We start from the raw sequence: 12,771 nt of genomic DNA, 5'->3' as shown, positions 1-12,771 counted from the left end.
CCGGTCACAGCGCGGCGAGCAGCAGCCCGCTGCGGGGTTTCGGCGTGAAATACGTGGCCTTTCGGGGCATCCGCCGGCCCTCGGCGTGCACGGCGAGCACATCCGTGAACGGCACCGGGGCCAGCTGCAGCAAGACGTCCGCACCTGCGGGCACCGGCCGTCCCGCGGGCAGCGTGCGAAGCGAGGGACCATCGGGATCGATGCCCAGCGCCTGCTTGACGAGCACCTGCTCGACCACGCCGTGGTCGATCTGCGGCGTCTCCGCGCCCATGTCGGGCAGCACGACCCGCAGCACCTCGCCGTCGACGAGCGCGACCACCACCCCGGGCCGGCTCGGCGGCTCGGCGTCGCCCCCACGCGTGACCGTGAGGCCGATCTCCCGCCACCTCCGGTACACCGTGTCGGCGTCCAGGCCGGTGCCGGTGAGCACCCGGTGGATCGCGCCGATACGCAGCGACGGCCCGCCGGTGATCAACGCCAGCAGCGAGGACCCGGTCGCCGCCGCCACCCGGTGATTGCCGTCCGCGACGAGCAGCGACTGCTCCTGGAGCAGCTCCAGCAACTCCGCCTGCCGGGAGCCCTTCTCCAGCAACCACATCCGGTGCCGATGCCCGGCGGAGTCCACAACGGACACCGCCGGATCCGCCAACTCCTCGCACACGTCCGCCAGCAGCGACGTCAGGACGGCGCCGCCGGACACGGGCACGAGCATGGCGGCGCTGGTGGCGCAGCCCAGCCCGGACAGCACCGCCGAGCGTTCCGCGACGACGTCCGGGAACACCTCCTCGGTGTGCCGGATTCGTCCCACCTCGGCCGGATCGACCAGGCACAGCACGCCGTGCGCGGAACCGTCCGGGCCGTCCACCCGGTACGGCGCGACGACGTCGTGGATCTCGCGATAGTGGTTGGCGCGCAAGTGATCCAGCGCCTCCCGGGCGATCGGCAACGCGTCGGTGAGGCTCAGTCCGCGGGCCCGCGCCGCCGGCGTGCGGTGCGGGTGCTGCACGGCCAGCAGCGTGCCGGTCGCCGCCCCGGGGGCCGTCAGCGCGGCGGTCACCTGGTCGGGCTCGGCGAACTCGTCCACGTCCGGGCCCGGCACGAGGTCCCGGACGACCCAGGCCGTTCTCACTGGACGCACCCAGCCGTTCATGACCACCATGATGACCCGTGGCCGAGCGATCACTGGAGGCGAGGGCGTGAAGCCGTTTCGAATTTCGGTCCCCACTCGTGACCTGGACGACCTGCGCGAACGGCTGGCACGCACCAGATTCGCGCCCGCGCTGTCGCCGGACTGGACGCACGGGACGCCGCCGGGCTACCTGGCGGAGCTGGTCGAGCACTGGCGGACCAAGTTCGACTGGTCGGCGGCCGAGGCCAAGCTGAACGAGATGGCGCAGTTCACCGCCACCGTGCGGGATGCCGAGCTGCACTTCGTGCACGTCGAGGGGAAAGGCCCGAAGCCGTTACCCCTGTTGTTCAGCCACGGCTGGCCGGGCTCGTTCTGGGAGGTCAGCAAGATCATCGGTCCGCTGACCGACCCGGCCGCGCACGGCGGCGACCCGGCCGACGCGTTCCACGTGGTCGCGCCCAGCCTGCCCGGCTACGGCTTCTCCGAACACCCCGGCACGCCCGGCATCTCCCCGCCCGAGATCGCGCACCGGTTCCACGAGCTGATGACCGACGTGCTCGGCTACGAGCGCTACGCGGCGCAGGGCGGCGACTGGGGCGCGGTGATCACTACCTGCCTCGGCCGGGACCACGGCGACCGGCTCGCCGGCATCCACGTGAACATGATGGCCGCTCGGCCCGTGATCGGGGAGCACTCCGCCGCGCTCACCGACGCCGAGCAAGCCTACGTCGATGGCCAGGCGGCGTGGCGCAGCAGCGAGGGCGGCTACACCGCGATCCAGAGCACCAAGCCGGCCACCCTCGGCGCGGGCCTGTCCGACTCGCCGGCCGGGCTGGCCGCCTGGATCGTCGAGAAGTTCCGCAGCTGGAGCGACTGCGACGGCGACGTGGAGTCGGTGTTCAGCAAGGACGATCTGCTCACCAACATCAGCATCTACTGGCTGACCAACTCGATCGCCACCTCCACCCGGCTCTACTACGAGGCGTGGCGCGACCAGGCGACGCCGATGTTCACCCCCGGCTACATCGACACGCCGACCGGCTTCGCCAGCTTCCCCAAGGAGATCTCCCGGCCGCCGCGGGAGTGGGTGGCGCGGGCGTACAACCTGCAGCGGTTCACCGAGTTCGAGCGCGGCGGCCACTTCGCCGCCATGGAGCAGCCGGAAGCGCTGGTCGAGGACATCCGCGCGTTCTTCCGGCCGCTGCGCGGCTGACCGCCGGTCCTGGCGACCCCTCCGCGCCAGGAACGGCGGCCGGCTGTCGGCTAGTCTGCCGGACGAGGTGGCGGGAAAAGTTGCAACCCGCTTGAATCCGCAGGTCAGGGGGATGCGGTGACGGTCGGGATCCGCATGCTGGGCGGCGTCGAGGTGGAGCTCGACGGCCGCCCGGCGGCGCTCGGGCACACCCGCCAGCAGCACGTGTTCGCCGCGCTGGCGATCGACGTCAACGCCGTCGTCCCGGTCGACGAACTGGTCGACCGGGTGTGGGGCGAGCAGTCGCCGCAGCGGGCCACCGGCACGCTGCAGAGCTACCTCACCCGGCTCCGCAACGCCCTGCCCGGGCTCGCCATCGTGCGCCGGTCCGGCGGCTACGCGCTGCTGGTGGACGACCCATTGACGGTGGACGTGCGCCTGTTCGAGCACCTGGTCGACCGGGCCCGGACAACGTCCGCGCCGGAGCGGGCGGTCGAGCTGTTCGAGCAGGCGTTGCAGCTGTGGCGGGGCGAGGCGCTGGCCGGGCTGGACTCACCGTGGGCCGTCGCGACCCGTGAGCTCCTGGACCGGCAGCTGTTCGCCGCCGAGCTGGACGTCACCGACCTGCGGCTGCAGCTCGGCCGGCACGGGGTTCTGGTGCCGGAGCTGGTGGAGCGGGCGGCGGCGCATCCGCTGGACGAGCGGGCGGCCGGCCAGCTGATGCTCGCCCTGTACCGCACCGGCCGGCAAGCCGAGGCACTCGCGCATTACGAGGCGGTGCGAGGACGGCTCGCCACCGAGCTCGGCGCGGATCCCGGCGTCGAGCTGCGGCAGCTGCACCAGCGGATCCTCACCGCCAACCCGGTGCTCGCCGTGCCGGCGCGGCCGGCGGACCAGGTCGTGCCGAGGCAGCTGCCCGCGCCGCCGACCGGGTTCGCCGGCCGCGCCGACGAACTGGCGGCGCTGAGCGAGGCGCTCGCCGACACCGGCGGCGTGCCGATCGCGGTGATCGTCGGCAATGGCGGCATCGGCAAAACCGCGTTGGCGCTGCGCTGGGCGCATCTGCGTATCGAGGACTTTCCCGACGGCCAGCTGCACGTCAACCTGCGCGGATTCGACCCGTCCGCGCCTCCGGTGACCCCGTCGACCGCGGTGCGGGGCTTCCTCGGCGCGCTGGGCGTCGAGCCGCGGAGCGTGCCGGCCGATCCGGATGCGCAGGCCGCGCTGTACCGCAGCCGGGTCGCCGGCCGCCGCCTGCTGGTCGTGCTGGACAACGCCGCCGACGTGGCGCAGGTCGAGCCGCTGCTGCCGGGCAGCCCCGGCTGCGCGGTGATCGTGACGAGCCGGAACCGCCTCGCCGGTCTCGTCACCAAGCACGGCGCCCGCCCGCTGATCGCCGGCATCCTAGACGACTCGGAGGCGCGAGCGCTGCTCGACAACCGGGTCGGCGTCCGTCGACTGGCCGCCGAACCCGACGCCGTCGCCGAGATCCTGGCTCTGTGCGGCGGTTTTCCGCTGGCGCTGAGCATCGCCGCCGGCCGCGCGCAGATCAGGCCGGGTCAGCCGCTCGCCGTGCTGGCCGACGAGCTTCGCGACGCCTCCACCCGGCTCGGCGTGCTGGACGAGGACGACCCCGGCTCCGGCGTCACCGCCATGCTGTCCTGTTCCTTCGACACCCTGACCGCCGACCAGGCGCGGGTGTTCACGCTGCTCGGCCTGGTTCCCGGCGACGACATCGACCTGCACGCCGCCGCCTCGCTCGCCGGCCTGCCCGCCGGCCGGACCGCGCAGGCGCTGCGGGACCTCGAACAGCGCAGCCTCGTGTCGCAGGACAGCCCCGGCCGGTGGCGGATGCACGACCTGGTTCGGTTGTACGCGGCCAACCGGGCCGAGGACCCGGAGGCGGCGCTGCGCCGCGTCGTCGTCTTCTACGCGCGCAGCGCGCAGGCCGGCAACCGTGTGTTGGATCCCAGCTTCCCCGTCACCGACGCGGACGAGCCCATCCCGCCCGGCTGCCAACCGCTCGCGCCGAGCGATCCCATGGCGTGGTTCGACGAGGAACGGCGCTGCCTGCTCGCCGCGCAGCGCATCGCCCTGGAGCACGGGTGGCACCTGGCGGCGTTCTGGCTGGCCGAGGGGCAGGTCATCTACTACTACCGGCGCGGCCGCCACCACGACAACCTCGCGCTGTGGCAGGCCGGCGCGGCCGCCGCCGAACACCTGGGCCTGGGCGTGCAAGGGGTCGCGCACCGGCAGCTCGGCCGCGCCCACTCGCGGCTGCACCAGCTGCCCGAGGCCATCGACGAGCTCAACCGGGCCCTCGCCGTGTTCGAGCAGGCCGGCGATCTCGGCCAGCTTTCCCGTACCCATCAGGCCATGGCGTTGGTGCTGGAGCGGCGCAGCGACGACCTCGCGTCCCTCGATCACGCCACCAAGGCGCTGGACCTGGCGCTGCGGATCGGCCACCGGCTCTGGGAGGGCGAGATGCGGAACCTCGTGTCCTGGTACCTGGCGCGGCTGGGCAAGCTCGACGTCGCCCACGAGGAGGCCCGGCAGGCGCTGGAGGTGTTCCGCGAGCTCGACGACCGTGCCGGCGAGGCCGACACCCTCGACTCGCTCGGGCTCATCGCCGAGCGCGGCGGCCGGCACGCCGACGCCGTCGACCACTTCCGACGGTCCATCGAGATGTACCGCGAACTGGGCAACTTCACCGTCATCGCCGGACTGCACGACCGGCTGGGCCGCGCGCTGCTCGGGCTCGGCGACCGACCGGCGGCCCGGCGGGCCTGGGAACACGCGCTGGCGCAGTACCACGAACAGCGCCGCGAGGCCGACGTCGAACGCATGCGGGACCAGCTCGCCGAGCTCGACTAGGCGACCACGCCGCGCCCGCGGTTCCCCCCTGGAGCCCTGGACGCGGCGTGGTCGTGCGCCATCGTGCCCCACGTCGGCGCGCCCTTTCTTGCATTCCGCTTGAATCCGCAGGCCACAGGCACTATGCACGGTTCGTGACTGCACGGTTTGCACTGTTGGGCGCAATCACGGCGACGGTCGACGGACGGCCCGCCGACATCGGCCACGCGCGGCAGCAGTGCGTGCTGGCCGCCCTGCTCGTCGACGTCAACGCCGTCGTGTCGGTCGACGAGCTGGTGGACCGGGTGTGGGGCGAGAACCCGCCGCAGCGCGCCACCGGCACCCTGCACAGCTACCTGACCCGGCTGCGCCGCGTCGACGGCGTGACGATCGTGCGGCGGGCGGGCGGCTACTCGCTGCTCGTCGAGGATCCGCTGGCCATCGACGTGAACCTGTTCCGAAGCCTGGTCGCCCAGGCCCGGGGCTCCGACGATCCCTCGGTGTTCGAGCGGGCCCTCGCGCTGTGGCGGGGCGAGGCGCTGGCCGGGCTGGACTCCGACTGGGCCGTCGAGGAGCGGGGCCGGCTGGCCCGCGAGCGGCTCGCCGCCGAGTTGGACCACACCGACCTGCGGCTGCGCCTCGGCCAGCACGCCGCGCTCGTGCCGGAGCTGCTGGCCCGGACCGCCGAGAACCCGCTCGACGAACGCGCCGCCGGGCAGCTGATGCTGGCCCTGTACCGGGCCGGCCGGCAGGCCGAGGCGCTGAGCCGGTACCAGGCCGTACGGACGAGGCTGGCCGAGGATCTCGGCACCGATCCCGGGCCTGAGCTGCGGGAACTGCACCAGCGCATCCTCACCGCCGATCCCGCCCTGGCCGTGGCGACCGCTCGGCGGCCCGTCCTCGTGCCGCGACAGCTGCCCGCGCCGCCGGCGTGGTTCGCCGGCCGGGTGATCGAGCTGACGGCGTTGTCGCGGGCGCTGGAGTTTCGCGACGACACGATGCCCGTCGCCACGATCTGGGGCACCGGCGGCATCGGCAAGACCTCTCTGGCGCTGCGATGGGCGCACCAGCACGTGGCGGAGTTCCCCGACGGGCAGCTGCACGTCAACCTGCGCGGTTTCGACCCCACCAGCGAGCCCGTGCCGCCTTCCGTTGCCGTACGGGCATTTCTGGACGCGCTGGGCGTCGCCGCGTCCGCCGTGCCGACCGACCTGGACGGGCAGGCCGCGCTGTACCGGAGCCTGCTCGCCGACCGCCGCATGCTCGTCGTGCTCGACAACGCCGCCGACTCCGCGCAGGTCGGGCCGCTGCTGCCCGGCAGCCCCACGTGCGCGGTGATCGTGACGAGCCGGGACCGGCTGGCCGGGCTGGTCACCAACCACGGCGCCCGGCCGCTCGCCGTCGGCCTGCTCGACGACGACGCCGCCGGTCTCCTGCTCGGCAACCGGGTCGGCGCCGCGCGACTGGCCGCGGAGCCTGCGGCGGTGTCCGAGTTGTTGGCTTTCTGCGCCGGTTTCCCGTTGGCGCTCAGCCTGGTCGCCGGCCGGGCCCAGACCCGCCCCGACCTTCCGCTGTCCACGCTCGCCGCCGAGCTCCGCGACGCCGCCACCCGGCTCGGCGTGCTCGACGAGGACGACCCCGGCGCCGGCGTCACCGCCGTGCTTTCCTGCTCCCACAAGGCATTGACCGCCGAGCAGGCACGCGTGTTCGCCCTGCTCGGCCTCTCCCCCGGCCCCGACATCAGCCTCGGCGCCGCCGCCGCTCTCGCCGGCCTCCCGGTGGCGCCGGTCGGTCGCGTGCTCCGCGGCCTGGAACGGCTTTCCCTGATCCACCAGGAGGTTCCCGGCCGATGGCGGATGCACGACCTGGTTCGGCTGTTCGCCGTCTCGCAGGTCTCGGACGTCGACCGCGAACCGGCCCTGCGCCGGCTCACCGCGTTCTACGTCCACTCAGGACAGAACGCCGAGAAGGCGCTGGATGCCTTCTACCAGGAAGTCGAATTCGTCGAGCTGCCGCCCGACTGCCAGCCCGACACGCCCGCCGACGGCACGGCGTGGTTCAACGCCGAAATCCCCTGTCTGCTTGCCGTGCAACAGCTTGCCGTCGAACTCGGTTGGCACGACGTGGTGTGGCAGGTGGCGTGGAACACCGCCACCCACTGCTACCGGCTCGGCCTGCACCACGACAACCTCGCCTTCTGGGAGACCGCGCTCACTTCCGTGTCCCATGTGGACACCAAGACCGCCGCCGTCATCCACCGCCTCGCCGGCCGGGCCTACTCCCGTGTCCAGCGCTTCCCCGAGTCGCTGGACCAGCTGCAGATCGCGCTCGGGCTGGTCGACCGGGAGCGGGATCCCGTCAACCTCTGCCGCACCGAGCAGGCCATTGCCCTGGTGTACAAGCGACTCCAGGAATGGCAGCCCGCACTCGACCACCAGCTGGAGGCGCTGGAGGCCGCCCGCCGCACCGGCGAGCCCCTGTGGGAGGGCGAGGCCCTCACCCTCGTCGGCACCTTCGCCGCCCGCCTCGGCCGGCACGAGTGGGGCCGCCAGTGCTGCGAGGAGGCGTTGGCCGTCTTCCGGGAGCACAACGACGTCGAGGACCAGGCCGACGCCACCGATGTGCTCGGCCTGATCGCCGCCATGACCGGCGACCACGCGACGGCCGTCCGCCACCACACCAGGGCCCTCGACCTCTACCGCCAGATCGGCAACAACACCGTCATCGGCGGCACCCTGGCCGACCTCGCCCGCGCCCATCTCGCGCTCGGGCAGCTCGACCAGGCCCGCGACGCCTTCCAGCAGTCGATCGCCGTCTTCGAGCGCCAGGCCCGGCACGCCGAGGCGGACGTCGTTCGCCAGGAACTGGCCGCCCTGGCCGACGGCCTCGTCCCGACCCAGCGCCGCTAGTGGCTGATCACGACCTTGCCGAAACGTGAGCCGTGCCGGAAGTGCTCGAACGCCGGCCGGGCCTCGGCGAAGGGGGAAGACGCTGTCGATCACGGGGCGCAGGCGGTGCTGGGCGATGACGCGGTTCATCTCCTCCAGGTCGCTGCGGCTGCCGACGCCGATCGTGCGGAGCGTCGCGACCCGGGTGAGGACGCTCATCAGGTCCGGTCCCGCGCCGGGCCCCGCCAGGCTGCCGACGAGGGCGACGGTGCCGCGCATGGCGAGCGCCTCCATCGACTGGGCGATCGCCCCGCCGACCTCGACGATCAGGTCCACGCCGCGGTCGTCGGTGAGCTTGCGGACCGCGGCGCCCCAGTCCGGCGTCTCGACGTAGTTCACGACGTCGCTGGCGCCGAGGGCGAGCAGCTTCTCCGCCTTGGCCTCGCTGGAGGTGGTGGCGATCACCCGAGCGCCGGCAACGTGGGCGAACTGCAACGCGAACAGCGACACGCCGCCGCTGCCCTGCACCAGCACGGTGTCGCCGGGCCCGACGCCGGCCACTGCCGACCAGCCGGTCAGGGCGGCGCACGGCAGCGTCGCGGCCTCCTCGAAGCTGAGGTGCTCGGGCATGTGCACCAGTGCGTTCGCGTCGACCACGACGTACTCGGCGAGCCAGCCGTCGATGTCGGTGCCGTACATCTGGCCGAACTCCCGCAGCGGGCCGCCGTACCAGTTCGGGGAGAACGAGTTGACCACGCGGTCGCCGGCCTGGAACCGAGTGGTGTCCGGCCCGACGGCCTCGATCACGCCCGCGGCGTCGGAGAGCTGGATCAGGTCCGGCAGCGCCGGCCTCGGGTGGACGCCGTCGGCGATCATCGTGTCGCGGGCGTTGAGGGAGGTGGCCTTGACGCGGACCAGGACCTGGCCGCGTCCGGGCGTGGGCGTGGGGCCGTCCACCAGTTCGAGGGCGCGGGCGGCGTTCAATCGGTATGACTGCATGGTCACGACGCTAGGACGCCGTGGCTGGACGGTCAGTATCCTGGAGTCCAGAGTTTGCTACCGATCGTCCACGCCGAGGGGCCATGGATCTCGTCGACACCGTGCTCACCACGATGAACATCGGGCCCTCCCAGTACACCCGGCTCGACGCCCGCGCGCCGTGGGGCATCTCCTTCCGGTCGCGCGACTCCGCCCGGCTGCTGCTCGTCGCGGAGGGCTCCTGCTGGCTGGGCACGAAGTCGCTCGACGAGCCGCAGCGACTCGTCGCCGGCGACTGCTGCCTGGTGCAGAGCACCGTCGAGTTCACCCTCCAGGACGCGCCCGGCCGCACCCTCGTGGACTGCGAGTCGCTGTTCGACGGGCATCTTGCCGCGCATGGCGGCGGCGGCGGTGAGCGGACCGTGATCCTCTCCGGCCGGTTCTCCTTCGACGCCGCCGCCGCGGAACCGCTGTTCGACGCTCTGCCGCCGTTGCTGCGCATCGACCTCGGCAACGCCGCCGGCCGGTCGCTTCGTGCCACCTTCGACCTGCTCGACACCGAGACGTCCGAGGGCGGCATCGGCTCCGCGCTGATCGCCAGCCGGCTCGCCGATGTGCTTTTCGTGCAGGCGATGCGGGCCTGCTGTGCCTCCGTCGGCAGCAGCGCCGTCAGCTGGCTCGGCGCGCTCCGCGACCCCCAGCTCTCCGCCGCCATGAACGCCATGCACGGCGACCTCGCGCGGCCGTGGACCGTCGCCGAACTCGCCCGCATCGCCGGCATGTCGCGCTCCGCCTTCGCCGCCGCCTTCCGCGCCAAGGCCGGGGAGACACCGCTGGGCTACCTCACGTCGTGGCGGATCTACCGGGCCAAGACCCTGCTTCGGGACACCCCCTTGAGCGTGCAGGAGATCGCCGTGCGGGTCGGCTACGACACCGGCACCGCCCTCAGCCGCGTCTTCACCCGCCGTGAAGGCGTCTCCCCCGGCGCCTGGCGGAAAAACCGACGGCGTCCGCGAGCCGCCTGATCCAGAATCGGCCGCATGGCAGACGAAGGCTTCACCCATCCCCGGCTCGCCGCCTTCTACGACGTGCACGAGGGCGACCGCTCCGACCTCGACCCCTACATCGCCGTCGCCTCGGAGCTGAACGCCCGCACCGTTCTGGACATCGGTTGCGGCACCGGGGTTCTGGCCCTGAAGCTCGCCGACCTCGGCCTGTCCGTCGTCGGCGTCGACCCCGCGCTGGCTTCCCTCGACGTCGCCCGGGCCAAGCCCGGCTCCGACCGTGTCCGCTGGATCCACGGCGACGCAAGGGATCTGCCACCCCTGCAGGCCGATTTCGCCGTCATGACCGCCAATGTCGCCCAGGCCATCGTCTCGCCCGCCGACTGGGCCGCCACCCTTCGCGGCGTCCACTCCGCCCTGCGCCCCGGCGGCGTCCTCATGTTCGAGACCCGTGTCCCCGCCCGGCAGGCCTGGCTCGGCTGGAACCGCTCCGAGACCTTCAGCGTCATCGACGGGGTGGAGACCTGGGTCGATCTCCTCGCCGTCGACGGCCCCCTCGTCACCTTCCGCTGGACCTGGATCTTCCCCGACGGCGAACGCCTCACCTCCACGTCGACGCTCCGCTTCCGCTCCCGCGCCGAGGTGGAATCCGACCTCCTCGCCAATGGCTTCACCGTCACCGACGTCCGCGACGCCCCCGACCGCCCCGGCCGCGAACACGTCTTCCTGGCAACGAAATCAGGCTAGGCCCGTAGCTTTCGGAACAGGGCGGCGGCCAGCAACCCGGCGCTGATCGCCGAGATGACGACGGCGAGCAGGTGGAGGCCGCCGTCGGTGGCGTGGTCGCCGAGGCCGAGGCCGACGAGGGCGGCGGCGAGGTTGGCGCCGATGTACTGGGACGTGCGGTAGAGGCCGGAGGCGGTGCCGACCTGGCCTTCCGGCGCGGCCGCGTACATGGCGGTCTGGTTGCCCAGGCTGTTGAAGCCGTTGGGAATGCCGAGGACGGCACAGACGATCACCAGCAGCACCACGGGGGTAAAGGTGCCGACGAGGAGCAGGGAGAGGCTGCCGACGAGCAGACCGGCGGAGCCGATGACGAGCAGGGGCAGGCGGGGACGGCGGGTGGCGATGACGGTGGCGACGATGCCCATGCCGGCGATGGGCAGCACGACCAGCCCGGCCTCGGCGCTGGTGAGCAGGCGGCCCTGTTCGAGCCACTGGGGAACGCCGTAGAAGATCGTGTAGAAGACGACGTAGGTGACGGCGACCCGGGCGTAGGTGCGGCTGAGGGGCCGGTTGGCCCACAGCATCCGGACGTCGATGAACGGCCGGGAGACGCGGAGTTCCCACCACAGCAGGACAATCGCCAGCACGACGGCGGCGGCCAGGAAGACCCACCGGAATTCCAGCAGGAACACCAGCAGGCCGACCATCGCGGCGGCGAAGAGCAGTATTCCCAACGGGTCCAGGCCGACCGAAGTGGACCGTTCGGCCCGGTCGCGGGGCACCCACAGCAGCACCAGCAGCATCGACAGGGCGGCGATGGGGAGGTTGACCCAGAAGACCGACCGCCAGCCGGCGAGCAGCACGAGCACCCCGCCCAGCGGCGGCCCGAGCGCCACGGCCACCTGACCGGCCGCCGAGATCGCGCCGAGCGCCCCGGTGGCCTCGCCGCCGATTCCCTGCCGTATCAAGGAAACCCCGGAGGGATACGCCGCCGAGGTGCCGATGCCGAGCAGCACCCGCGCCGCGACGAGCCAGCCGAGGCCGGGCGCGAACGGCGCGCCGACCGCCGCCGCCATGACGATCACGAGTCCCCAGCAGAACACCCGCCGCGCCCCGAACCGGTCGGCCAGCCGCCCCATCGTGGGCTGGGCGACCGCGGTCGCCAGGTACAGCCCCGACACCAGCCACACGACCTCCGCGCCCGCGTGGAACTCGTGCTGGATGTCGACCAGCGCGACCGCGATCATCGAGGAGTTGATCGCGTTGAGCAGCGTCCCGAGCACCACGGGCAGCACCAGCCGCAGCCCGGTGGAGCGCTGGACGACGCTCATCGGGCGAGCACCTCCAGGAGCTTGGCCGCGGCCCCGAGGAACTCCCGTTCGACGGGCGTGAGGCGGTCCGCGATCACGCCGGCCAGCCAGGCGTCCCGGCGCGAGCGGTCCTCTTCCAGCACGGCCCGTCCGGCGTCGGTGATGCTGACGACGGTCTGCCGGCCATCGGTCGGATGCGGCTCGCGCGTGACCAGACCGCGCTCGACCAGGGTGGCGAGGGCGCGGGTCATGGACTGGGGCTGGACGTTCTCGGCGGCGGCCAGCGCGGACGGGCCGGCGGGACCGAGCCGGTCGAGGCGCGACAGGACCGACAGCGAGGTCAGGCCGAGCTCGTGCGGCGGCCGCTCCTGGCGCAGTCTCCGCGCCAGCCGGGACACGGCCTCCCGGACCTCGACCGCCAACTCGTCATCGTCCACGGATACTAAGCCTAGCTGATGACTTTCACGGCATACCGCTCCCCGGCACGGCGAAAGCCATCAGCTAGGGGAAGGAAGTTACCGCGGCACCGGCCACGGCTTGGGAGCCGGGTTCGAAGGTTCGCTCACGTGTTCGATTCTACCATGTCGGCCATGGAAACAGGGGCTCTTGCCGGAAGGAAAAGCCCCCCGGAGCGGGAGCGTCGACAGGGAGGAGGACCTAGGCCACGAGGGCGTCTGAGGCGGGAGAAGGC

8 protein-coding genes and 1 pseudogene are annotated in these 12,771 nt (G+C 72.6%); 5 read left to right on the top strand and 4 right to left on the bottom strand.

The window, feature by feature from the left end:
* Nucleotides 1-4: 4 nt before the first annotated feature.
* Nucleotides 5-1,150 carry a DUF1015 family protein gene (locus BJ998_RS30610; protein WP_184866799.1) on the bottom strand — a complete coding sequence of 382 codons (1,146 nt, stop codon included), beginning with the start codon at nucleotides 1,148-1,150 and terminating at the stop codon, nucleotides 5-7.
* 46 nt (nucleotides 1,151-1,196) lie between these two features.
* On the opposite strand from BJ998_RS30610, the gene BJ998_RS30605 reads away from it, so the two are divergent.
* The 3 genes from BJ998_RS30605 (at nucleotide 1,197) to BJ998_RS30595 (ending at nucleotide 8,083) form a co-directional block, all read left to right on the top strand.
* Nucleotides 1,197-2,342, top strand: a complete 1,146-nt coding sequence (locus tag BJ998_RS30605; protein ID WP_312890405.1) for an epoxide hydrolase family protein — start codon at nucleotides 1,197-1,199, stop codon at nucleotides 2,340-2,342.
* A gap of 117 nt (nucleotides 2,343-2,459) precedes the next feature.
* A complete protein-coding gene (locus BJ998_RS30600; protein WP_312890404.1) occupies nucleotides 2,460-5,195 on the top strand; it encodes an AfsR/SARP family transcriptional regulator in 2,736 nt (911 codons plus the stop codon).
* Between the two features lie 134 nt (nucleotides 5,196-5,329).
* Nucleotides 5,330-8,083 carry an AfsR/SARP family transcriptional regulator gene (locus BJ998_RS30595; RefSeq protein WP_184866798.1) on the top strand — a complete coding sequence of 918 codons (2,754 nt, stop codon included), beginning with the start codon at nucleotides 5,330-5,332 and terminating at the stop codon, nucleotides 8,081-8,083.
* A 114-nt stretch (nucleotides 8,084-8,197) separates the two neighbouring features.
* On the opposite strand, the pseudogene BJ998_RS30590 reads toward BJ998_RS30595, so the two are convergent.
* Nucleotides 8,198-8,938, bottom strand: a pseudogene (locus BJ998_RS30590) (zinc-dependent alcohol dehydrogenase family protein); the annotation flags it as partial.
* A gap of 206 nt (nucleotides 8,939-9,144) precedes the next feature.
* Between BJ998_RS30590 and BJ998_RS30585 the strand changes: the two are divergent.
* Both BJ998_RS30585 and BJ998_RS30580 read left to right on the top strand, forming a co-directional pair.
* Complete coding sequence (locus BJ998_RS30585) at nucleotides 9,145-10,065, top strand: AraC family transcriptional regulator (RefSeq protein ID WP_184866797.1); 921 nt, start codon at nucleotides 9,145-9,147, stop codon at nucleotides 10,063-10,065.
* 15 nt (nucleotides 10,066-10,080) lie between these two features.
* Complete coding sequence (locus BJ998_RS30580) at nucleotides 10,081-10,791, top strand: class I SAM-dependent methyltransferase (protein ID WP_184866796.1); 711 nt, start codon at nucleotides 10,081-10,083, stop codon at nucleotides 10,789-10,791.
* Here BJ998_RS30580 and BJ998_RS30575 read toward each other — a convergent pair.
* Both BJ998_RS30575 and BJ998_RS30570 read right to left on the bottom strand, forming a co-directional pair.
* Nucleotides 10,788-12,101: an MFS transporter gene (locus BJ998_RS30575; RefSeq protein ID WP_184866795.1), complete on the bottom strand. Its 1,314-nt coding sequence runs from the start codon at nucleotides 12,099-12,101 to the stop codon at nucleotides 10,788-10,790. The genes BJ998_RS30580 and BJ998_RS30575 overlap by 4 nt on opposite strands.
* Complete coding sequence (locus tag BJ998_RS30570) at nucleotides 12,098-12,517, bottom strand: MarR family winged helix-turn-helix transcriptional regulator (protein ID WP_184866794.1); 420 nt, start codon at nucleotides 12,515-12,517, stop codon at nucleotides 12,098-12,100. The genes BJ998_RS30575 and BJ998_RS30570 overlap by 4 nt, the downstream gene beginning before the upstream one ends.
* Between the last annotated feature and the right edge of the window lie 254 nt (nucleotides 12,518-12,771).

Source organism: Kutzneria kofuensis, assembly GCF_014203355.1.
Lineage (GTDB): Bacteria > Actinomycetota > Actinomycetes > Mycobacteriales > Pseudonocardiaceae > Kutzneria > Kutzneria kofuensis.
The sequence above is the reverse complement of the archived record's forward strand: the minus strand, read 5'-3'. Positions and strand labels throughout refer to the sequence as shown.